This window comes from Burkholderia mycopellens, from assembly GCF_964265025.1.
Lineage (GTDB): Bacteria > Pseudomonadota > Gammaproteobacteria > Burkholderiales > Burkholderiaceae > Burkholderia.
Genome location: NZ_OZ183803.1, coordinates 881,644 through 903,724 on the forward strand (window position 1 = coordinate 881,644; position 22,081 = coordinate 903,724).

Consider the following 22,081-nt stretch of genomic DNA (forward strand, 5'->3'; position numbering starts at 1 on the left):
AACAGGAGCGTAACTTTAGTTCGTCGAACATTCAACGTCAGGGGTGCGGTTTACCCGCTTGCCTCCGTGAAATTGCCGTGCTAATTTTTCATGAAATTTCACGGCGTAATTTTCACGGAAGTCCGCATGTTCGTGCAGTCCGACCGTCACGTCGCAAGCTACTACGCCGGCACCTACCCGGCGCCGATCCCGCATCGTCCGGAACTGGACGAACGCATCGACACCGACGTGCTCGTCGTCGGCGCGGGTTTCAGCGGGCTGCATACGGCGTTGCGCCTGGCGCTGGCCGGCAAGCGCGTCGTCGTGCTCGAAGCGAGCCGCGTCGCGTGGGCCGCATCGGGCCGCAATGGCGGGCAGGCGCTGCTCGGCTGGTCGTGCGACATGCAGCCGCTCGAGGATTCGCTCGGCCGCGACGGCGCGCGCCTACTGTGGGACAGCATGCGCTGGGCCGCGGCCGAGGTGCGCGAACTGCCGGCCAGGCACGGTTTCGATATCGACTACCGGCCCGGCAGCCTGTGGGCAGCGGTGCGGCCACGGCGTGTCGCGATGCTCGCGCAGGCCCGCGACGAAGCGGCCGAGCGCTGGGGCTACGACCGGCTGCGCGTGATCGGCCAGGCTGAAATGCCCGAATGGATCGGCGGCACGCGTTATCTTGCGGCGCTCTACGATCCCGAGGCCGGCCACCTGAATCCGCTGAAGCTCGCGCTCGGCCTCGCGCAGACGATCGAGCGCGCGGGTGGCCGCATCTTCGAGCAGAGTCGCGTGCTCGAGTGCCGCGAGACGGCCGGCGGTCACGTTGCCCGCACGGCGCGCGGCGAAGTGCGCGCTGACGTACTGGTGCTGGCCTGCAACGCGTATGTCGACCGGCTCGATCGCGATCTCGCGCGCCGGTTGCTGCCGGTCGGCACGTACCAGGTCGCGACCGCGCCGCTCGCGCCCGATGTCGCCCGTTCGCTGCTGCCGCGGAACAGTTGCGTGATCGACAACCAGTTCGTGCCCGACTATTTCCGCCTGAGCCCCGACAACCGGCTGCTGTTCGGCGGCGGCTGCACGTATCTCGGCGGCATTCCGGCCGATATCGCGGCGGCGACGCGCCCGCACCTCGAACGCGTGTTTCCGCAACTGGTCGGCGTGCCGCTCGATTACGCGTGGGGCGGCCATATCGACATCAGCATGCGCCGCACGCCGGACATCGGCCGCCACGGGCAGCGTTTCTGGCTGCAGGGGTTCTCGGGGCACGGCGTGCTGCCGACGCTCGCCGGTGCGCGCGCGGTGGCCGACGCGGTGCTCGGCGACGAACGCCTGCTCGCACAGTACCAGCGCATCCGCAACCCGCGCTTCCCCGGCGGCGGCCGGCTCGCCGCGCCGCTGGAAGCGATCGGCAAGGCCTGGTACCGTCTGCGCGATACCGTCTGACTGCATCGGAACCCACCATGAATGAACAGGAAGAGATAGAAAGCCTGGCGATCCTGATCCGCGACCTGCGCAAGCATCGCAAGGTCACGCTCAACGATCTCGCGGAACGGATCGGCCGCTCGGTCGGCTTTCTGTCACAGGTCGAGCGCGGGCTGTCGCGCCCGACGGTTGCGGATCTCACCGCGATCGGCGAGGCGCTCGGCGTGCCGACCACCTATTTCTACAGCCTGAGCAAGCCGCGCAGCGTGCCGTGGGTGACGCGGCCCGACGAGCGGCGCACCGTGTATTACGCGGCCGGCATTACCGACATCCTCGTGTCGCCGAACATGCGCTCGCGCTTCTCGGTCCTCGAAAGCCATCTCGCGCCGGGCGCGAGCAGCGGCGAGCGGCCCGTCGACGACAGCGACGAGCAGGGCGGTTTCGTGCTCGAAGGAGAACTGACGATCTGGATCGACGGCGACGATACGCCCGTCACGCTCGGCCCGAACGACGCATTCCAGCTTCCCGCGCACAAGCGCTTTCGCTATGCCAACCTGACCGATGCGCCGACGCGCGTGATCTGGGTATTCACCTGAGTTGTCGGCGGGGCGGGCGGTGCTGCAGGCCGCCGCGCCACGCAGCCTGTTTGCAGTACTGATTTAAATGCGGCGTTCGTTGCCGAATGCGCCGCGTGAATCCGGTTCGCCGCGCTGCGGCACCGCCATACAAGACATGGAAAGGACGAGACATGGCTGACGTCGTTCCCGCGCTGGTCGCTGAAGTCCGCGCATTCCGGCAGGCGCACCCGGAGATCCGTTATGTCGACCTGATCTGCCTCGACCTGCCCGGACATTTCTACGGCAAGCGCTACCCGGTCGATGCGCTCGAAAAGGTGGCGGCCGGCGCGCTGCTGAAGCTGCCGCAGAACTGCATCCTGCTCGGCACGCAGGGCGGCCTCTACAAGATCGGCGACTACTGTTTCAACGACGGCGACCCGGACGCCGTGCGCCGGCTGGTCCCCGGCACACTGAAGCCGGTGACCTGGGAGAAGCAGCCGCTCGGCCAGATGCTGATCACGACGGACGGCACCGACGCGCCGGTCGAGTTCGAGCCGCGCGAGGTGCTCGCGCGCGTGCTGAGGCGGTTCGCGCGGCGCGGCATCCGGCCGGTCGTCGCGTTCGAGCTCGAGTTCTACCTGTTCGACGCGCAGCTCGAAGAGGGGATGCCGACGTATCCGCGCGACCGCCTGTCCGATGATCGCGACGATCAGCCGAACATGCATATCGAGCGCCTGTCGCGCTTCTCCGACGTGTTGCACGAGATGGTCGACGTCGCGTGCATGCAGGGAATCGACGCGACCGTGATCACTGCCGAACTCGGGCCGGGCCAGTTCGAGATCAACTTCGGCCATTGCGACGACGGGCTGCGCGCGGCCGACTGGTCGGCGATGTTCTGCCGCAGCACGCGCGGCGTCGCCTTGCAGCACGGTTATCGCGCGAGCTTCATGGGCAAGCCGTACCTGCATGCGCCGGGCAGCGGGATGCACGTGCACGTGAGCCTCTACGACGATGCGGGGCGCAACCTGCTCGCGGCGGACGCGCAGCGGCCGCTGCGGCATGCGGTGGCCGGATGCCTCGCACTGCTGCCGCATTGCATGCCCGTGTTCGCGCCGAATCACAACGCGTTCCGGCGTTACGGGTCGATGGTGAACGCGGCGAGCCGCGCGAGCTGGGGCTTCGAGGATCGCGACGCATGCATCCGGATTCCCGAGTCGGATGCGCGCAACCTGCGGATCGAACACCGGCTCGCCAGCGCGGATGCGAACCCGTACCTCGTGCTCGCGGCGATTCTCGCCGGGATGGAGCACGGGCTCGAGGCGAAGCTCGAGCCGATCGCGCCGCTCAACGAGGATCGCGGCAGCGGGATCGACTTTCCGAAGGAGATGCTGTCGGCCGTCGCGTCGATGCGGGATCATGCGGCCGTGTGCGAAGGGCTCGGCAGCGAGTTCGTGATGGTGTATTGCGAGAACAAGCGGCAGGAGGAACTGGATTTTCGCAACGAGATTGGCGCGCGGGAGTATCGGTGGTTCTTGTGATCGGATGCCATCGCTTGCGGGGCTTGTCAGTCCCGTGCCTGCATCATCGGCAGTCCCGCTCCCCACGCGTTCGCGAGCGCTTCGATCTCGGCGACCGGATCGGCTTGTCGGGCAGCTTCATGCGTGTCGTTGCCGAACAGCCGGTGAGCGAACTCGCGAGCGCGCAGCGTGATCGCTGCGGTTTTCCGGCTGCGTCGCACCGTGAACGACACGAGCGCGGCATTGAGGTCGCTGCCTTTTCCATGCTCGTCGAGGCAACGCGCGAAATGCCATGCGTCCTCGAGCGCCTGGCATGCACCCTGTCCGGAGGTGGGGAGTGGCGCGTGCGCGGCATCGCCGATCAACAGCACATTTCCGCGATGCCATACATCGACCGGATCGAGATCGTGCACGCGGATCTTCGCGATCGTGTGCGGCGGCGTCGCACGCATCACGTCTGCGATGGGCGCCGGCCAGCCGTCAAAGAGCCGTTCCAGCAGTGGGCCTGGATCATCCGGCGCCGCAGCGTCGCTGTTGCTGTCGTTGTCGTCGTCGATATCGGCCTCGGCCCGGGCCGCCGCCCAGTACATGCGATGCCGGTCCACCGCGACGATGCCGAATCGCTCGCGCTGGCCCCAGTAGTCGAATATCGACACTTCGTCGACCAGCGGCACGTCGCTCTGCGCCACGCCGATCCAGTTGACGAAACCCTGGTAGACGGGGGTGGCGTCGCCGACCACATGGCGTCGCGCGACGGAGTTCATGCGGCCGTCCGCGCCGATCACGAGATCGGGGGCGATCGTCGCGCCGTTGTCGAAGCGAACGACGGTGCGGCCGTCGGTGCCCGTGTCGATGGCCGTCGCGCAGTAGTCGAAGCAGACTTCGATGTCGTGCGCGGCGACATGCCGGGCCAGCACGGCATGCAGGTCGCGCCGCAGGATCGAGCGCGTCGGGAAACCCATGTGGCGGTCGAGTTCGCCGATATCGAAACGTTTGAAGGGGGTGCCGTGCCGGTCCATGCACCGCATCGCGTGCAGATGGCCGCTGACCGCGGCGATGTCCGGCAGGAGGCCGAGTTGCTCGAGCACGAAGCCGGCATTCGGCCATAACACGACACCGGCGCCCATCGTCGTCCCGGACGGCCTGCGTTCGTAGAGCCGTATCCGGTGTCCCTGCCCGGCAAGGGCAAGCGCGGTGCTCATGCCGGCCACGCCGGCGCCGAGAATGGCGATATCCATGTTGATGCTCCCGTAGGTTCGTGCGTGTGCTTGCGTCGTCGCGGGTTCGTGCGTCGGCGGCCACGCCTTGACTGGATCCGCATCGTAAATTACGGTCGCGGACGGGATAAGCCGTGAAAAGCGGCGATCTTTGATACCTGAAACGGGATAATGATGCGCAGCAAGCTGGATCTGAACGCGGTGCGCGTGTTCGTGTCGGTCGTCGACGAAGGCAGCTTTGCCGGCGCTGCGCGTGTGCTGTCGATACCCGGTTCCAACGTGAGCCGCCATGTGGCGCAACTGGAGTCGAGGCTCGGTGTGCGCTTGCTGGAACGCAGCACGCGGCACCTGCGCATGACGGAGGCCGGGCGCCTGCTGCACGAGCGCGCGAAACCGATGCTCGATGCGCTGACGCTCGCCGAGTTCGAACTGACCTCGCAGCAGACGGAACTGCGCGGCGTGCTGAAGCTCTGCGTGCCCGGCGAAATCGGGCCGCGCATGCTCGGGCCGATCGTCGCGGAATTCGCCCGCCGCCATCCGCGTGTCGAAATCGACTGCGATACGAGCTTCGCAGGGGTCTCGACACTGCGCGACGATATCGACCTGTCGATCATCGTCAATCGAGGCAAGCTGGACGACAGTGCGTTCGTCGTCAGGCCGCTCGTGAGCCTGCCGAGCGTCGTCGTGGCGGCGCCGTCGCTGATCGAACGCACGGGCATGCCGACCCGGACGGAGCAGCTCAGGCAATTGCCGTGCATCACGACGTTGAGCACGCTGAAAGGGCAGCCGTGGCAGTTCGCCGACGGCGACGGGCGGATTCACAAGATACCGGTCGCCAGCCGGTATCGCGTCAATAGCGGCGAGATGGCGGGGCTGGCGGCGGTGAACGGGATCGGCTTCGCGATTCTCGTTGAACGAAGATGCGCGGCCGAGCTGGCCGCCGGGCGGCTCGTGCGCGTGCCGCTGGAGATGACGCCGGCGCCGCTCGAACTGCTGGCCGCCTATTCGAGCCGCAATTCGGTCAACGCGAAGATCCGCGCGTTGCTGCAGTTGATGCAGGCGCGCCTTGCGGTGGAGGAAGCGATGCCGTCATGACGTTCGTTTCGGCAACGCGCGCCAGTAACGCACTTCTTCGATCGGCGCACCGTCGATCTCGAACGTCTTGATGTCGTCTTCGGCAACGAAACCCTCGCGTTCATAAAACGCCCGTGCACGATGGTTCTTGACCAGCACCCAGAGCGACACCCACGCATGGCCCATGTCATGCAGTGCATCGCATGCATGGTCGACCAGCGCCGCGCCGACGCGTTGCCCGCAATGCGCCGGATGCAGGTAGATCGCTTCGATTTCGCCCCAGGCGCGATCCTTGTCGGTGTCGCGCGTCGGACCGTAGGCGATCCAGCCGGTCGGGCCGCTTTCCGCGAACGCGAGCGCAACGCGCGGCCGGCCGGCGTCGAGCGCATGGCGCCACGAAGCGGTGCGCTTTTCGACCGACAGGCCGGCGAGGAACGGGGCCGGCATGATGCCCGGGTAGGTGGCCTGCCACGATGCGACGTGGATGGCGGCGATGGCCGGGGCATCGGCGGGCGTGGCAGGGCGGATGTCGATGTTCATCGTGTTCGATGTCCTGTGTGCTCCGTCTGATCGGTTGCCGTGTGCCGCGCCGTCGCGCGCGGGTTTCAATTCGCCGGATCCAGGCTGCCGTCGATCGCAAAACGGTAGTGGATATCCACCTGCGATGCGTCGCCCGGCACGTCGGTTTTCTTCAGCACGAATTCGAACGCAGGCTCGAACCAGCCGTTGCGCGGCACTTCGCCCCCGAGGATCTCGACGCCATACCAGCCGTTGTCGGTTTCAATCACGGGCCTGCCCGGTTCGCGGTAACGCGCGAGCAGCGCATCGACCGTTGCGTCGTTGAAGCGTTCGAGAATCCGCCACGTATAGAGCATGACCGAACGATGTTCGACGCGCAGCACGTACCCGCCGCGCCGATGCTGCAGGCGGCTTCCCGTCTTCAGCAGTTCGGGTGTCGCGTCATCCAGCGTGAAGATGATCGTATACGGATGATTCTCGATGCCGGCCAGCGGAATGACGACGCCTTCGAGCACGGCGCGATCGCCGCAGTCGCTCGTCGTGAACGCCGTCGCGACATCGTCCGGCAGCCCCTGCCGTTCCTTGAAGCGCTTCAGCAGCAGGAGATCGCCGACGAGAAAGTAGTCGACCAGATCGTTGAGGACTTCAGGGAATGCTTGTCGCATCGCCGCTCCTTTCGCGGTGCCGAGGCGGAGGGTTCGCAACGGCATGAAGCGCCGCGCCGCGAAACGCGTCGCGGCGCGGCTCGCGCGAAGCCCTTACTCGCCGAGCTTCGACGTCGCGCAACCGGTGCTCGTGCACTCGCGTTCACGCTCGCGCAGGAACGACAGCCGCAACTGCGTCATGTCGGTCGCGCACTGGAGATCCACGAGATAGCCGTTGTTGCGCGTCTCGCTGCACTGTGCGTCGCGTTGCTTCAGCCATGCGAGCTGGCCGGCCTTCAGCGTCGCTTGCTGGTCGATGCTTAGTTGCTTGCGCAGGCGACTGTACTCGTCGTTGAGGTCACGGTCGGTCTGCGAGAACTGGGTGCTGCTGCAGTACACCTGGTCGAACGCGCTGTGCGGCTTCGCGCAGCCGGCTGCGTGCGCGGCGAACGGAACGGCAAGCGCGAGCAGCGCGCAGGATGCGAGCAGATTCTTCATTTTCATGGTGATGCTCCTGACTGGGTGAAAACCGTTGAGTCCGACGGGGGACGCCGTCATTCATTTCGGCGCGGTGCACGCGTCGACGCCGCCCGCGATCGCAGTGGACAGCGTCTGGATCGTCTCGCGTCGCGCAAGCCGCGCTTCCTCGTCCGGATTGACGATCACGCCGGCTTCGACGAGCACGGCCGGAATCGGCGCGGTGCGCAACACGACGAGATCGTCGAAGCGATGGATGCCGAGTTGCGGGTCGATCAGCGGGCGATTCTCGCCGCGGATCGGCTGCGCGTGATACAGCGACGGCCGCTCGCCGGACGCGACCAGCCGCTCGGCGATCGCCTTCGCGCAACGCAGGCTTTCCGCATAGTGCGGATTGCGTTCCGACACGAACACCGAGAAGCCGCGGAATTCGCGCTGGCGGCCTGCGTCGATGAACTGCTGCTGCATCGAGTCGTGATGGATCGACACGAACAGGTTCGCGTCGGGCGCCTGCGTCGATCGCTGGTCGAGCGCGATCTCGCGGCCGTCGGCCGACGTGCGCAGCACGCGGTCGCCATGCGCGACGAGTTTCTCGGCGACCGCCGCGGACAGGTCGAGGTTGTACAGGTATTCGACGCGGCCACTCGCGCCGGTGGAACCCGGGTGAGCCGGCGTATGGCCGGTGTCGACGACGATGTAGCGCCCGGAGGCGGGTGCGGTGTCGGTGCCGGCCGCATGGAGCGCCAGCGGCGCGCCGAGCAGCGGGGCGCAGGCGAGCACGCGCGCGGCGGCGCGCACGAACGGGTGAAGGCGTCGGATGGTTCGGTTCGTCATTGTTGTTGTCGAGGAGGGCATACGGCGCGTCAGGCGGTGCGGCACCGTCGGCCTGCTCAAGGCAGTCGGAATGTCGGGCGATTATAGCGGGTGGCGGTGGCGCCGCAATGACGGACGACGACCGTCAGGCCAGCGCGCGCCGGGCGGCGAGCATGCCCCAGTACGACGCTTCCTCGAACAGCGACAGCCCCGACAGATCGGCATGCGCGAACACGACCGGGCCGTCGGCATCGCGCAGCGCGAGCAGCCCCGGCCGGCTCAGGAAGCCGACATCGGGCGTCGCCATCGCGTGACCACGCACGGTGATCTCGAGCGCCGTCGCGTGTTTCCACAGATCGCGCCCGTAGACGGCCTGCAAGTCGATCGCCGCCTGTTCGCGTAACGCGTCGGGTTGGGCCTGCGCGAGCCAGCGGCGCGTGTCGTCCGGTGTTTGCGTGCTCAACGCCTGGTACGCGGAGAACACCGAGCGCGTCGGCGGCGACATGCGAATCAGCTGGTGCGTCGACACGACATAGCCGAGCCCTGGGCCGTCGTAGACGACGTTGTCCCACGCGAGCGGCACGCCGGCTGCTTCGGCCGGCATGCCGTCGAGCAGGAAGTTGGACACGAGCCACGGCGCGCGCGGCGGCAGGTCGCGCGCGGGATCGAAGCCGTACGCGGCAAGCTGCGGAAATACGCGCGCCGCGACGAACAGCGGCATCGCGCTGACGACGCGCCGCGCCTTCAGCACGAACGTCGACAGCGCGCCGTCGTTGCCGATTCGCGCGCATAGCACGTCGACGCCGCTTGCGCGTTCGGTCGCGTGCACGGCGAAGCCGTCGCGCGACCATGCGTTCGAGCCGGTGCGCGCGGTGATCGAATCGCTCAGCTTCGTCACCATCGTGTGCAGCCCGTCGGGCCAGGTCAGCACCGCGCCGTCGCTCGCATCGCCGGCGTGACCGCCGCGCGACGAGAAATAATGCAGGCCTGCCCACGCAGACACGTGCTCGTATCCCGCGCCGTAGTCGTCGCGGCAGCAATAATTCAGGTACCAGTGCAGCGCCTTCGCGGTGTAGCCCTCGTCGAGCAGCCACTGGCGGAACGAGCGCCGGTCCAGCGCGCGCCAGTGCGCGTCGCGCGACGATTCCGCGATCGGGATGCAGAACACCTTGCGGCCATCGGCGCCGCGCGCGCTGCGCAGCCCGTCCGTATACGCGAAGAAGCGTGCCTGTTGCGCGAGTTCGTCGGCGCCGAGGCCGGCCGTCGGCACGAGGCCGTCCTGCCACTGCCCGGCGATGAAGAGCCGTTCGTCGGGCGCGTGGACGAGCACGCGCTCGTCGTACACGGGGCGCGCGGAGAACGGCGCCGATTCGATCACGCCGAGATCGGCGAGCATGTCGCGCAGATGCGCGGATTCGAGTGATGGCAGCGGCAGGTAGTGCGCGCCTTTCGGATAGCCGAGATCGCCGAAGCGGCCGCCGGCCGCGTTGCCGCCGAATTCGGGGCCCGCGAGCACCGTGAAGCGCTTGTGTCCCGCACGCGCGAGCTGCCACGCGCATGACAGCCCGGCAGCGCCCGCGCCGAGGATCGCGATGTCGGTCTCGATCGAGCCGGACGGCGGCGGCAGCGTCGCATGGTCGCGCAGCGCATGGCCTTCGCGCATGCCCGGGTAGTCGACATGCGGCGTCGTCTCGATCCAGCCGGTGCGCCCGCAGGCGGCGAGCGACGCGGCCGCCGACGCGACGAGGAACGTGCGGCGGTCCATCAGCGCAGCACGTGTTTCCAGTCGTCGTCGAAACGGCGCACGAGCGGCTGGTCGTTGAGTTCGTTCGGCGACATCGGCAGCGCCGGCATGTCGGCCGGGAAGTGGAACATCTCGACGGCCGTCTGCGCGTCGAGCCAGCGCGTTGGCACCGAGTAGTGCGTCGGCACCGTGAAGTCGCGGCGCTTGCCAGCGATCACGAAGCCCCAGTCGCCGAACGACGGCACGTAGCAGTGGTACGGCCACGTGTTGAGCCCGGCTTCATGCAGCGTCGCGATGATGGTCCAGTACGCGTGCGGCGCGAAATACGGCGACGTCGACTGGATCACCGCGTAGCCGTTCTCCGACAGGTGGCGGGCGAGCAACCGGAACACGGGCACCGAATACAGCCGGCCGAGCCCGAAGTTGGTCGGGTCGGGGAAGTCGACGACGATCGCGTCGTACACGTCGGCATTCGATTCGAGCCAGCGCACCGCATCGTCGTTGATCACGTGTACGCGCGGGTCCTTCAGCGAGCCCTGGTTCAGCTTGACGAGCGGTGCGGACGTCGAGAACAGCTTCGTCATCGCGGGATCGAGATCGACGAGCGTGATCTGTTCGAGGTTGCGGTGCTTCAGCAGTTCACGCACCGCGAGGCCGTCGCCGCCGCCGAGTACGAGCACGCGCTTAGCCCACGGCAGCGCCTCGATCGTCGGGTGGATCAGCGCCTCGTGATAGCGATGCTCGTCGCGCGACGAGAACTGCAGGTTGCCGTTCAGGTACAGCCGCATGTCGTCGTGCCACTGCGTGAGCACGATGCGCTGGTACGGCGTGGTTTCCGAATAGATCGTCTCGTCGCCGTACACGCCGTGCTCGGCCCAGTGCGTGATGCGGTCCGACAGCGCGAAGCCGGCGACGAGCAGGCCGATCACGAGCGACGCGCGCATCAGCTTGCCGCGCACGTTGCGGATCTCGTCGCGGAACAGGTGCGTCGTCCACAGCGCGACGAACGCGTTCAGGAGCCCGAACAGAAAGCTGGTGCGCAACAGGCCGAGACGCGGCGCGAGTACCAGCGGGAAGATCAGCGACACGGCGAGCGAGCCGAGATAGTCGAAGGTCAGCACTTCGCTGACGGTATGGCGGAACGCCTGGCGCCGCTGCTGAAACGCGCGCATCACGAGCGGGATCTCCATCCCGATCAGCAGGCCGAGCGCCAGCACCAGGGCATAGAGCGCCGCGCGGAACGGCGCGGCGAGCCACGCGAACACGGCAAACAGCAGCGCGGCCGACACGCCGCCGAGCAGGCCGACGAGCAGCTCGATGTCGACGAAGCGGTCGAGCACGTCGTCGTCCTCGATGAACTTCGCGAGCCACGAGCCGATCCCCATCGCGAACAGGTAGCAGCCGATCACCGACGAGAACTGCAGGATCGAATCGCCGAGCAGGTAGCTGGACAGCGCGCTGCTGATCAGTTCGTAGCCGAGCCCGCACGACGCGAGCACGAGAATCGACAGGACGAGCGCGCGCTTATGCAGCATGGTGCGTCCGTTGTGCAGCGGTCGGCAATGTGGATATACTGGCGCGGACTTTTGCGGGGCGGCCGTCCGTCCGCTCGCCCCGCTCAAGCCGGCTGGCGACGGGGCGGCGAACCGAGCACAAGATCCGAGGGAAAGAATGAATAGTGCCTATCTCTATGCGGTTCATTTATTGTCGGCGTTCGTGCTGCTGCTCGTGTTCGCGGCAGTGTACCTGAAGGTCACCCCGTTCGACGAACTGGCGCTGATCCGCGACGGCAACGCGGCCGCGACGCTGTCGTTCGGCGGTGCGCTGATCGGCTTCTGCCTGACGCTCGCATCCAGCATCGCGCACAATTCCACGCTCGGAGAAGTCGTGATCTGGGCCGTCGGCGCGATGGCCGTGCAACTGATCACCTATGCGGCGCTGACGCGCCTGATGCCCGGCATGAATCATGCAATCGAGGATCGCAACGTCGCGATGGGCGGCCTGATGGGCACCGCGTCGCTCGTCGTCGGCATCATCAATGCCGCCTGCCTGACCTGACGCGCCACGCGTTTCGAGGAGACCGACATGAGTCTGGGATCGTTTATCCGCAAGCAGTTCGTCGACGTCCTGCAATGGACCGAAGACACCGACGGCGTGCTGGCCTGGCGCTATCCGATGGAGGACATGGAAATCCGCTACGGCGGCAAGCTGACCGTGCGCGAAACGCAGGTCGCGATCTTCGTTAATGAAGGCAAGGTCGCCGACATCTTCCAGGCGGGGCTGTACACGCTGGAAACGAACACACTGCCGGTGCTCACGTACCTGAAGAACTGGGACAAACTCTTTCAATCGCCTTTCAAGTCGGACGTCTATTTCTTCAGCACGCGGCTGCAGCTCGGCCGGCGCTGGGGCACCGCGCAGCCGGTGACGATCCGCGACCGCGAATTCGGCTTCGTGCAGGTGCGTGCGTTCGGCATCTACTCGTACCGGATCGTCGACGCGGGCGCGTTCTATCGCGAGGTCAGCGGCACGCGCGCGCAGTACACGGTCGACGAACTCGAACAGCAACTGCGCAACCTGGTGGTCACCGCGATGAGCACCACGTTCGGCTCGGCCGACGTACCGTTCGTCGACATGGCCGCGAACCAGTCGCTACTGTCGCAGCGCGTCGCCGAGGCGCTGGCGCCGGTGTTTACGCGCTACGGCCTGGCGCTCGACGCGTTCGCGGTCGAGAACGTGTCGCTGCCGGCGGAGTTGCAGAAGGCGCTCGACCTGCGGATCGGCGCGGGGATGGCCGGGGATCTTGCCCGCGCCACGCAATACCAGACCGCGCAGGCGATTCCGCTCGCCGCGCAGAACCCGGGCGGCATCGCCGGGATCGGCGCGGGGCTCGCCGCGGGTGCGGCGATCGGGCAGGCGATGGCCGGCCAGATGGCGGGTGCCGCGCAAGCGGCGCCGGCTGCACCGCCCGCGCCCCCGGCCGCCGCGCCGGTGGCTGCCGCGCCGGCGGAGGGCACTGATTACGTGCAGCGGCTCGAACAGTTGAAGGCGCTGTTCGACAAGGGCCTCGTGACCGAAGACGAATATTCGCGCGCGAAGGCTGAGATCCTCGCGAAGCTGACCCGGTAAGCGTCGCGCATGTTCAGTACCTCGTGCCCCCAGTGCGGCGCGCCGGTCGAGTTTCGCTCGGCGGCGGCGGTGATGGCCGTCTGCGCGTCCTGTCGCAGCACGCTGCTCAAGCGCGGCACCGACGTCGAACGTATCGGCGAACTGGCCACGGTGCTCGACGATGCGTCGCCGATCCAGATCGGCACGGCCGGCCGCTACGGCAAGCGTGCGTTCACGGTGCTCGGGCGCATCCAGATGACCTACGACGCCGGCGCGTGGAGCGAATGGTATGTCGTGTTCGACGACGGCACGTTCGGCTGGCTGTCGGATGCGTCCGGCCAGTATGCGATCACGGTGCGCGAGCCCGACGATGCGTCCGGCGGCGCGTGGCCTGCGTTCGGCACGCTGGAACCGGGCATGCGGATCGACCACGGCGGCCGCGCGTTCCTCGTGTCGGACGTGCGCACCGCGCGCTGCACGGGCGGCGACGGCGAGCTGCCGTTCCGCGTCGATGCCGGCTGGGAGGCGCGCGTCGTCGACCTGCGCACCGGCAACGCATTCGCGACCTACGACTATTCCGACGCCGATTCGAACGGCGGGAGTCCGACCGTCTACACGGGCGAAGCGCTCGAATTCGATGCGCTCGCATTCACCGGGCTGCGCGATACCGAGAACGATACGCGCGAGAAGCGCGGCGCGGAGATGGTGCCGTTCGCGTGCCCGAGCTGCGGCGCGCCGCTGTCGTATGCGCCGAACGTCGCCGACTACGTGGTGTGCGGCAGTTGCCATGCGGGCGTGCAGTGCACGGCCGAGCAGCAGACCGTGTTCGCGGCGCAGCGCAAGCTCGACGCGGTGAAGGGTGCGCTGGAGCTCGGCGCGATCGGCACGTTCGACGGCGTGAAGTACACGGTGATCGGGATGATGCGTTGCCGCGTGCCGGACGACGAAGAGACATGGGACGAATACCTGTTGCTGAACCCGAAGCGCGGGTTCCTGTGGCTCGTGCAGAGCGAAGGGCGCTGGGAACGCGTGCAGGTGCTCGACCAATGGCCGACGATCGGTAGCGAGTCCGACGTGACCGACGGCGGCAAGACCTACCGCCTGCGCGAGGAATACGATTCGGAGGTCGTCTACGTGGTCGGTGCGTTCAACTGGCGCGTGCAGGTGGGCGATCGCACGTCGATCATCGACTACGGCTGGCAGAAGGACAAGCTGACGCGCGAGCGCAGCGACGCGGAGATCGTCTGGTCGCGCGCGCGGCCGCTGTCGGGCAGCACGCTTGCCGAACGCTTCGGCGCGCCGGCGCTCGCGACGGCCGCGGCGGCAACGGGCACCGCTGCGTCGACGGGCCTGTTCGGCCGGAACGGCCCGCACAGTTTCGCGCCGCTGCCGCTCGTGTTCAGCGCGCTGCTCGTGATCCTGAACATGGGCTCGCTGTTCTCGTTCAGCGGCCGCTCCGTCTACGTGCTGGTCGGCCTGCTGGTGCTGTGGCTGCCTGAATGGCTGTGGAAGAGCTTTGCGTCGGACGGGGGCAGCGCGTGATCCGGTACATCCTCTATGGCATCTACGGCCTGATCGTCGTCACGCTGTTCAGCTGCGCATCGATCGGCGGCAGCGGTTCGGGCGGCAGCGGCTGGGGCAGTTCGTCGGCCCGCAGCGGCTACTCGTCGTACGGGTCGCACAAATGACCGTGCGCGACGCGATCGCACCACCGCGCGCGACGTTCGGTGCGCACGTGCTGGCCGACCTGGCCGGCATCGACGCGGCGCTGCTGCGCGACGCCGCGCGCCTCGAGGCGCTTCTCGTCGAAGCGGCACGGCAGGCGGGCGCACGCGTGATCGGCGCGCATTTCCATCATTTCGGCGGTGAGCATGGCGTGACGGGCGTCGTGCTGCTCGCCGAATCGCACATCACGATCCATACGTGGCCCGAGCATCGCTTCGCGGCCGTCGACGCGTTCATGTGCGGCGCGGCGCGTGCGGCCGATGCCGTCGACGCGATCGCCGCCGCGCTCGGCACGCAGGCGCAAGTCCGGCAGCAGGTTGCGCGCGGCGGCGCGCCGACGTGAGCGGGCATTTCACTCTCTTGACCGATATGCGTAACGGAATCCGATTTGCCGCGTTGCTCGGCTGGGCGCTGCTGGCGGGCAATGCCGCCGCCGATGTGCCGCCGAAGCCGCCCGGCCCGGTCGTGATGGTTCACTTCGATTACTACGACAAGGACAACGCGCGCCTTCACGCGCTGGAGCAACGGCTGGATCGCGCGGTGAAGCAGGCAGGCGCCGGCGAACTGGGCGAGACCGAAGTGCATCGCGACGGCAACGACGGTTACCTGTACTTCTACGGTACGAGCGCCGACCGCCTGTACGCGATCGCGCGCCCGATCCTGAAATCGTCAGGATGGCTGACCGGTACGGAGGTCACGTTGCGCCGCGATGCGGGGGCGGAAACGTTCCCGTTGCGCGGGGTCGGCGCACGTTAGGGCCGGGCCGCCGCGAACGTCGCGCCGCCGTCAGATCATGCAGCGGCGCACGCGGTTCGCGAAGTCTTGAATCCGTGCGCCGTGCAGCAAGATGCGACGGGGCGAAATCAGCGATTGATTTCGTCCGCCGAAATCAGCTCGGCCACCAGGACGGGCGCCGGCCCCTGCAGGTAGTACTCGTGCTCGAGCGGTTCACGCAGCTTCATGAACGTTTCCGTGCCGATCTGCATCGTTTCGCCTGCCTGCATGCGCGCGCCGCTTTCCAGCAGGTAATGCATCACGTTGTTGAAGATGCCCGAGTAACGTTCGCCCTCGTGATGGCCTTCCGCGAGCGCGGCGAAATCGGGCAGGCCGAACACGTCGGCGCCATAGGTGCGCATCCACACGCCGTCGACGCCTTCGACTTCGTATTTCACGAAGCCGCAGAAGAACAGGTTCAGCGGGATATCCCGCAGCACTTCGAGGCTTTCCTCGCCGAGTTCCTTCGCATTGAAGACGCCGGCCGGCAGCGACGTGTGCGCGTGCTCGTTCAGCACCGCGAGGCCGTTCTGTTCGGCGAGCGCGCCGGCGACGGCCGCCAGCGCGACATACTGGTCGAGCGGATTCGCTTCGTGCCCGGCGTAGTAGAGGATCACGTGGCTGCGACTTGCCCGCACCTGCTGCTTCAGGTCCTGCCCGTAGTGGGCCGGTGCGACACACGTTTCCAGCGCCTCGGACGGATAGGGCGCGTCGAAGCCGACGAGCCGGACGACATGGTTGCCCCAGCCGGCGAGCCCGAATACCTGCTCCAGCGTCGGCTCGGTCTCGACGCGCGCTTGCTCCATGCTCGGGTGGTACGCGCGCAGCGCGGCCGTCAGTGCGGCGATGTCAACTTTCAGCGGGCCATCGAAGACGACCGTCACGCTCAGCGGATTCTCGACGTCGGGTGCCGCGACCAGCGCTACGGGGTTTTCGGGTACTTCGTTGCGGCCAAAGAATCGGGATATCAGGCTCATCGGATTAAGTTCGTGTCGTAGCCGTTTCAGGGAGGAGTGCCCCGTTCTCTCGGTCGGGGCGCGCCGTCAGGGTGACGGCCGCCCGTAGTTTCCCCGGGTTCGGCGAATCTGGCAAATGCGCGGTGAATGTCCGGCGGCGCGGCGGTGGCGCGGTTGAAAACCGTGGGGAGGAGGTGGCGCGGACACGCCGCGTGGCCCGCGGCAGCGATGATCAGTGCGGCAGCGCTTCGGCTTCGGCCCAGCGCTTGAACGAGTCGAGACGCCGGCGCGTCTGCACGAGATAGAACGCGCCGATCAGCGGTTCGAGCAGCCAGCGCAGCCAGGCCGGCTGGGCGCGGAAGTGGTACGTGAATTTCACCTCGGTCGTGCCGGGCGTGTGCTCGGTGAAGTTCCAGCTGCCGCTGAAGCGCTCGAGCACTTTCGGCCCGTCGACCATCTCGACGGCGGCGACCTGCGGCGGACGGTACGAGATGTAGCGTGACACCATCGTCGCGCCCGACTGGCTGCGGCAGAACGCGTCGACGCCGACGCCGGCCGTCGTGCCGTCGAGCAGATACGCGTCGGTGAGGAAGCTGTCCCACACGAGCCGCCGCGCGTAATCCTGCGACCACGTGAAGAGGCGTCTGCGATCGACGCCGACGGTCCGGCTGACTGAGATCCTCATGATGGCGGGCGCCATGGCGCGGATTGGGATGAAATCGAGTGTAACCCGCCAATAACGCGCATTGCTTCAGACTTCGTCAAGTCGAGGATGGGTTCGATTGACGCACCCCGGGATTTCCCCTAGGATTCGTTTCAACCCTTCGGGAAAGACCCGAAGCGTTTCACTCTCTTGAGGGAGCCTCATGAGTACGCAACAGAACCGGCGCTTCGACGCGCTCGTTTTCATTGGTCGTTTCCAGCCTCCGCATCGTGGTCACCTGAACGTGCTGAAGTCGGCACTGAGCCGGGCCGAGCGCGTGTGCGTGCTGATCGGATCGACCGACAAGCCCCGCACCATCAAGGATCCGTTCTCGTTCGACGAGCGTCGCCAGATGCTGGCTTCGCTGCTCGATGCGTCCGAGCGCGACCGCGTCACGATCGCGCCGTTGCAGGATTCGACCTACAACGACGGCGACTGGGTGCGCTGGGTGCAGGACGCGGTCGCGTCCGCGCTCGGCGATATCGCGCAGCGCAAGGTCGGGCTGATCGGCCACGAGAAGGACGCCACGTCGTATTACCTGCGGATGTTCCCGCAATGGGAGCTCGTCGATGTCGACGCGACGGAAGACATTTCCGCCACCGAGATCCGCGACCAGTATTTCGCCGAACGCCCGAACAGCTTCGTGCAGTGGGCCGTGCCGGAACCCGTGTTCGGCTGGCTCGAGCGTTTTCGCACGCAGCCGGAATTCGCGCAGCTGAAGTCGGAAGCCGAATTCATCGCCGGATATCGCAAGGCGTGGGCGGCCGCGCCTTATCCCGTCACGTTCGTGACGGTCGACGCGGTGGTCGTGCATTCGGGCCATATCCTGCTCGTGCGCCGCCGCAGCGAACCGGGCCGCGGCCTGTGGGCGCTGCCGGGCGGGTTCGTGAACCAGGACGAGCGGCTCGACGCGGCCTGTATCCGCGAGCTGCGTGAAGAAACCGGCCTGAAGCTGCCGGAGCCCGTGCTGCGCGGCTCGATCAAGGATCGCCAGGTATTCGACCACCCGACGCGTTCGCTGCGCGGCCGCACGATCACGCACGCGTGCCTGTTCAACTTCCCGACCGGCGAGCTGCCGCGCGTGAAGGGCAGCGACGACGCCGACAAGGCGCGCTGGGTGCCGCTCAACGAATTCGCGCAGATGCGCAACGTGATGTTCGAGGATCACTTCGACATCGCGTATCACTTCCTGGGGAAGCTGTGATCCGCTGATTCCCCGCATTCCGTCCGCCGCGACAGACGCGGCGGCACTTCAACGGCCTAGAGGAGCTCTAGCCATGCAAAACGATCTCGGCGGCTTTGCCGCGGTTCTCGCCAATCCGATCCTCAACACGGATTCGTACAAGGCGTCCCACTTCCTGCAATATCCGCCCGACGCGTCGGCGATGTTCTCGTACGTCGAATCGCGCGGCGGCCGCTACGACCGCACGGTGTTCTTCGGCCTGCAGATGCTGCTGAAGGAATATCTGTGCAAGCCGATCACGCACGCGATGATCGACGAGGCGCGCGACTTCTTCACGGTGCACGGCGAGCCGTTCAACGAAGCGGGGTGGCGCTACATCGTCGAACGCTACGATGGCTACCTGCCGGTGAAGATCCGCGCGGTGCCCGAGGGCTCGGTCGTGCCGGTGCACAACGTGCTGATGACGGTCGAATGCGACGACCCGCAGGTGTTCTGGCTCGCGTCGTATCTCGAGACGATGCTGCTGCGCGTGTGGTATCCGGTGACGGTCGCGACGCGCAGCTGGCACCTGCGGCAGACGATCCGCCGCTTCCTCGAAAAGACCGACGACGATCTCGCGCAACTGCCGTTCAAGCTGCACGACTTCGGCGCGCGCGGCGTATCGAGTGCGGAGTCGGCCGCGATCGGCGGCGCGGCGCACCTCGTGAACTTCATGGGTTCGGACACGGTGCTCGGCGTGCTGGCCGCGAACCGCTTCTATCGCGAGCCGATGGCCGCGTACTCGGTGCCGGCGGCCGAGCACAGCACGATCACGTCGTGGGGCCGCGAGCATGAAGCCGATGCGTACCGGAACATGATTCGCCGCTTTGGCCTGCCCGGTGCGATCGTGTCGGTCGTGTCGGACTCCTATGATCTGTTCGCCGCGCTCGATCTGTGGGGCGGCGAGCTTCGGCAGGCCGTGCTCGATTCGGGCGCGACACTGGTCGTGCGTCCCGATTCGGGCGACCCCGTGTCGATCGTGCTGCAGACCGTGCGCGCGCTCGACGAATCGTTCGGCTCGACCGTGAACGGCAAGGGGCGGCGTGTGCTGAATCGCGTGCGGGTGATCCAGGGCGATGGTGTCGACGAGTTGTCGATCGATGCGATTCTTTCCGCGCTCGACGACGCCGGTTATGCGGCCGGCAACGTCGTGTTCGGCATGGGCGGCGCGCTGCTGCAGCAGGTGAACCGCGATACGCAGCGTTTCGCGATGAAGTGCTCGGCGATCCGGCGCGGCGGCGTGTGGCACGACGTCCGCAAGGATCCGGTCACCGATCAGGGCAAGCGCTCGAAGAAGGGGCGGCTCACGCTGCTGCGCAGTTTCCGCACCGGCGAGTATCGGACGACGACGTTGCCCGCCGCGTGGGACGACCGGATGCTGGAGGGCGAATGGGAGGACGCGCTCGAAACGGTGTTCGATACGGGACGGCTGCTCGTCGATACGTCGTTCGCGGAAGTGCGGGCGAGGGCGCACGCGGGGGAGGTGTGATGCGGGAGGCGGAGGCGGAGCGAGAGGCTCGGGTCACGCCGTCGCTGATACGACGCGATTGCGAGGTCTTTTAGCGGCGGGCTGCCTCAGCGAAGTGCTCTGGATGTCGGCGTGATGCGCGGATCGCCGCACAAGTGCCGACATCCATCGTTGCAAAGCGGCACCAGTGTCAGACCGATCTGAAGATAGCCTTCGTAACCGGCGCTGTCTTTCGGATACGGTTTCGAGATGATGTGGGTATCCGACCAGATGTTCTCACTCTTGACACCGAGTTGTATCAGGAATTCCTTCAGGTGTGCCGCTCGCCGCAGCGCCAGCCCCTGTGGATTGACTTCCCCGATGTAGGCTCCGGCGGTGACGATGCCTCGAATTTCGGCGCCGGGCCATTGGCGCGCGCGAATGACCATCTCTGTAATCTTGACGCGATCCTCGTTAGGGATCGCGTCGGAATTGAGCGGGACGCTGTCAAGCATGTCTTCGGAAACCGTACAAGCCGTGGATGGCATCGAAAACGCGAGGCAGGACCAGATCGCGATGCATATCGCGCGTGCAAGAAATGTCACCACGGAATCCTGTCGTCGAAAAATGTACCGATCCATTTCGTAATTGTTTGCCTAATTGCTGGGTTTCAGTGTTCCCGAGCGGGGACACGTCCGCCCGCATCCGCCTGCATGCCACTGCATTCTTCGACACGCACGACCTCCATCGCCCGCGCCATCGCATCGAACACCGCCGGCCCCTTGCAGCGCGACACGTTGAAACGCAGGTACGACGTCGCGCCGTGCGACGCGCTGAACACGTTGCCGGGCGCGAGCACCACATCGTGGTCCAGCGCATGGCGCGCGACACGCGCGGCGTCGAGCCCGTCGGGCAACTCCGCCCATACGAACAGGCCGCCGCGCGGCTCCGTCCAGATCTTCAGCCCGGCGCGGGTGAGGCGTCGGAGCGTTTCGCCCATCGCGTCCGCGAGGCGCGTGCGCAGGCTGTCGACGTGGCGCCGGTACGTGCCGTCGACGAGCAGCCGGTGTACGACGTTCGCGCCGATCTGCCCATGGCCGAACGACGTTGCGAGCTTCAGGTCGACGAGCGCCTCGATCCATTCCGGGCGCGCGGCGACGTAGCCGCAGCGGATCGCGGCCGACAGCGTCTTCGAGAAGCTGCCGATCGACACGACCCGCGACAGCCCGTCGAAGGCCGCGAGGCGAGGCGCGGGCGTGCTCTCGAAATCCGCGAAGATGTCGTCCTCGACGATCAGCAGACCGTGCTCGGCCGCAAGCGTCAGCAGCCGGTGCGCGACGGGCGCCGCGAGCGTCGCGCCGGTCGGGTTGTGCAGCGCCGCGTTGGTGATGTACAGGCGCGGCCGGTGCTCGGCGAGCACCTGCTCGAAGCGCGCGAGATCGGGGCCGTTCGGCGTGTACGGGACGCTGACGATCCGCGCACGGTGCGCGCGCAGCAGCGCCTGGAAGTTGAAGTAGCACGGGTCGTCGAGCACGACCGTGTCGCCCGGCTCCAGCAGCAGGCGGCAGACGAGATCGAGCGCGTGCGAGCCGCCGTCGGTCAGCATGATCTGCGCGGGTTCGGCCTGGATGCCGTGCTGCGCGAGCCGCCACGCGAGCTGCTGGCGCATCGCGGGCAGGCCGAGCGGCGTCGCGTAGTCGGTCAGCGCGTCGGATTCGTCGCGCGACGCGGCGCGCAGCGCGCGGCGCAGGCTCTCGTCCGGCAGCCACGACGGCGGCAGCCATCCGCAACCGGGCTTCACCGAGGTGGGCGCTGCCTCGAGCGACTGGCGCGACAGCCACAGCGGATCGAGCCCGCGATCGAGCCGCGGGCCGAGATCGGCGAGCGCGAGCGGTGGCGCGTGTCCCGACACATAGAAACCCGAGCCGCGCCGCGAGACCAGCACGCCTTCGCTCGCGAGCCGCTCGTATGCATCGACGACGGTCGATTTCGACACGCCAAGCGCGTCCGCCATCATCCGGATCGACGGTACGCGCGCGCCGGGCACCAGCGCGCGGCTCGCGATTCGTGCGCGCAACGTATCCATCACGGTTTCCACGCGCGTGCGCGACTGAATGGGCGGAACGGGAAGCGCGGTGGTCTGGCTCATGACGAAGAGTGAACTGTACGGCCGGTTGTCCAGTACAGTT

The 22,081-nt window shown here is 67.1% G+C and carries 23 protein-coding genes; 12 read left to right on the forward strand and 11 right to left on the reverse strand.

Annotated elements, in window-relative coordinates:
* Positions 1-126 precede the first annotated feature (126 nt).
* The 3 genes from ACPTTC_RS22205 (at position 127) to ACPTTC_RS22215 (ending at position 3,490) form a co-directional block, all read left to right on the forward strand.
* The gene (locus tag ACPTTC_RS22205; RefSeq protein WP_423393924.1) at positions 127-1,416 is read left to right on the forward strand and encodes an NAD(P)/FAD-dependent oxidoreductase; all 1,290 of its coding nucleotides are present in this window, start codon (positions 127-129) and stop codon (positions 1,414-1,416) included.
* A gap of 17 nt (positions 1,417-1,433) precedes the next feature.
* A complete protein-coding gene (locus ACPTTC_RS22210) occupies positions 1,434-1,991 on the forward strand; it encodes a helix-turn-helix domain-containing protein (RefSeq protein ID WP_034180557.1) in 558 nt (185 codons plus the stop codon).
* A 152-nt stretch (positions 1,992-2,143) separates the two neighbouring features.
* On the forward strand, positions 2,144-3,490 hold the full coding sequence (locus ACPTTC_RS22215) for a glutamine synthetase family protein (RefSeq protein WP_423393925.1): 1,347 nt from the start codon (positions 2,144-2,146) through the stop codon (positions 3,488-3,490).
* Positions 3,491-3,516: 26 nt separating this feature from the next.
* Here the strand turns inward: ACPTTC_RS22215 and ACPTTC_RS22220 are convergent, their stop codons facing one another.
* Positions 3,517-4,707: an FAD-dependent oxidoreductase gene (locus ACPTTC_RS22220; protein WP_423393926.1), complete on the reverse strand. Its 1,191-nt coding sequence runs from the start codon at positions 4,705-4,707 to the stop codon at positions 3,517-3,519.
* Positions 4,708-4,860: 153 nt separating this feature from the next.
* Between ACPTTC_RS22220 and ACPTTC_RS22225 the strand changes: the two genes are divergently transcribed.
* A complete protein-coding gene (locus ACPTTC_RS22225; protein WP_423395698.1) occupies positions 4,861-5,781 on the forward strand; it encodes a LysR family transcriptional regulator in 921 nt (306 codons plus the stop codon).
* Here the strand turns inward: ACPTTC_RS22225 and ACPTTC_RS22230 are convergent.
* From ACPTTC_RS22230 to ACPTTC_RS22255, 6 genes are all read right to left on the reverse strand, one after another.
* Positions 5,776-6,300, reverse strand: a complete 525-nt coding sequence (locus ACPTTC_RS22230; RefSeq protein WP_423393927.1) for a GNAT family N-acetyltransferase — start codon at positions 6,298-6,300, stop codon at positions 5,776-5,778. The two genes, ACPTTC_RS22225 and ACPTTC_RS22230, sit on opposite strands and share 6 nt — an antisense overlap.
* Positions 6,301-6,365: 65 nt before the next feature.
* On the reverse strand, positions 6,366-6,944 hold the full coding sequence (locus ACPTTC_RS22235) for a hypothetical protein (protein WP_423393928.1): 579 nt from the start codon (positions 6,942-6,944) through the stop codon (positions 6,366-6,368).
* 93 nt (positions 6,945-7,037) lie between these two features.
* Positions 7,038-7,427, reverse strand: coding sequence for a lysozyme inhibitor LprI family protein (locus ACPTTC_RS22240; RefSeq protein WP_423393929.1), 390 nt, complete (start codon positions 7,425-7,427; stop codon positions 7,038-7,040).
* Between the two features lie 54 nt (positions 7,428-7,481).
* A complete protein-coding gene (locus ACPTTC_RS22245) occupies positions 7,482-8,234 on the reverse strand; it encodes an N-acetylmuramoyl-L-alanine amidase family protein (protein ID WP_423393930.1) in 753 nt (250 codons plus the stop codon).
* 124 nt (positions 8,235-8,358) lie between these two features.
* Positions 8,359-9,978 carry an NAD(P)-binding protein gene (locus tag ACPTTC_RS22250; RefSeq protein WP_423393931.1) on the reverse strand — a complete coding sequence of 540 codons (1,620 nt, stop codon included), beginning with the start codon at positions 9,976-9,978 and terminating at the stop codon, positions 8,359-8,361.
* On the reverse strand, positions 9,978-11,492 hold the full coding sequence (locus tag ACPTTC_RS22255) for a polyamine aminopropyltransferase (protein ID WP_423393932.1): 1,515 nt from the start codon (positions 11,490-11,492) through the stop codon (positions 9,978-9,980). Before ACPTTC_RS22255 ends, ACPTTC_RS22250 begins: the two co-directional genes overlap by 1 nt.
* Positions 11,493-11,628: 136 nt before the next feature.
* Here ACPTTC_RS22255 and ACPTTC_RS22260 point away from each other — a divergent pair, with 136 nt between their 5' ends.
* From ACPTTC_RS22260 to ACPTTC_RS22285, 6 genes are read left to right on the forward strand one after another with little or no spacing between them, the layout of a single operon-like run.
* Positions 11,629-12,015, forward strand: a complete 387-nt coding sequence (locus ACPTTC_RS22260) for a DUF350 domain-containing protein (protein ID WP_011354425.1) — start codon at positions 11,629-11,631, stop codon at positions 12,013-12,015.
* A gap of 27 nt (positions 12,016-12,042) precedes the next feature.
* Positions 12,043-13,086 (forward strand): SPFH domain-containing protein, encoded by a 1,044-nt coding sequence (locus tag ACPTTC_RS22265; protein WP_423393933.1) that lies wholly within the window; start codon positions 12,043-12,045, stop codon positions 13,084-13,086.
* A gap of 9 nt (positions 13,087-13,095) precedes the next feature.
* A complete protein-coding gene (locus ACPTTC_RS22270; protein ID WP_423393934.1) occupies positions 13,096-14,607 on the forward strand; it encodes a DUF4178 domain-containing protein in 1,512 nt (503 codons plus the stop codon).
* On the forward strand, positions 14,604-14,753 hold the full coding sequence (locus ACPTTC_RS22275) for a hypothetical protein (protein WP_155291822.1): 150 nt from the start codon (positions 14,604-14,606) through the stop codon (positions 14,751-14,753). Before ACPTTC_RS22270 ends, ACPTTC_RS22275 begins: the two co-directional genes overlap by 4 nt.
* Positions 14,750-15,133: an adenosylmethionine decarboxylase gene (speD, locus tag ACPTTC_RS22280; protein WP_423393935.1), complete on the forward strand. Its 384-nt coding sequence runs from the start codon at positions 14,750-14,752 to the stop codon at positions 15,131-15,133. The genes ACPTTC_RS22275 and speD overlap by 4 nt, the downstream gene beginning before the upstream one ends.
* 26 nt (positions 15,134-15,159) lie before the next feature.
* A complete protein-coding gene (locus tag ACPTTC_RS22285; protein ID WP_226195842.1) occupies positions 15,160-15,546 on the forward strand; it encodes a hypothetical protein in 387 nt (128 codons plus the stop codon).
* Between the two features lie 107 nt (positions 15,547-15,653).
* Here the strand turns inward: ACPTTC_RS22285 and ACPTTC_RS22290 are convergent, their stop codons facing one another.
* Both ACPTTC_RS22290 and ACPTTC_RS22295 read right to left on the reverse strand, forming a co-directional pair.
* A complete protein-coding gene (locus tag ACPTTC_RS22290; protein ID WP_423393936.1) occupies positions 15,654-16,541 on the reverse strand; it encodes a DUF4261 domain-containing protein in 888 nt (295 codons plus the stop codon).
* Between the two features lie 211 nt (positions 16,542-16,752).
* The gene (locus ACPTTC_RS22295; RefSeq protein ID WP_175968844.1) at positions 16,753-17,205 is read right to left on the reverse strand and encodes a type II toxin-antitoxin system RatA family toxin; all 453 of its coding nucleotides are present in this window, start codon (positions 17,203-17,205) and stop codon (positions 16,753-16,755) included.
* A 181-nt stretch (positions 17,206-17,386) separates the two neighbouring features.
* On the opposite strand from ACPTTC_RS22295, the gene ACPTTC_RS22300 reads away from it, so the two are divergent.
* Positions 17,387-18,427, forward strand: coding sequence for a bifunctional nicotinamide-nucleotide adenylyltransferase/Nudix hydroxylase (locus ACPTTC_RS22300; RefSeq protein WP_175953291.1), 1,041 nt, complete (start codon positions 17,387-17,389; stop codon positions 18,425-18,427).
* Positions 18,428-18,500: 73 nt separating this feature from the next.
* On the forward strand, positions 18,501-19,934 hold the full coding sequence (locus ACPTTC_RS22305; protein ID WP_423393937.1) for a nicotinate phosphoribosyltransferase: 1,434 nt from the start codon (positions 18,501-18,503) through the stop codon (positions 19,932-19,934).
* Between the two features lie 86 nt (positions 19,935-20,020).
* Here ACPTTC_RS22305 and ACPTTC_RS22310 read toward each other — a convergent pair whose 3' ends face one another.
* The gene (locus ACPTTC_RS22310; RefSeq protein ID WP_423393938.1) at positions 20,021-20,497 is read right to left on the reverse strand and encodes a hypothetical protein; all 477 of its coding nucleotides are present in this window, start codon (positions 20,495-20,497) and stop codon (positions 20,021-20,023) included.
* Positions 20,498-20,562: 65 nt separating this feature from the next.
* Positions 20,563-22,041, reverse strand: coding sequence for a PLP-dependent aminotransferase family protein (locus ACPTTC_RS22315; protein ID WP_423393939.1), 1,479 nt, complete (start codon positions 22,039-22,041; stop codon positions 20,563-20,565).
* Positions 22,042-22,081: the final 40 nt, after the last annotated feature.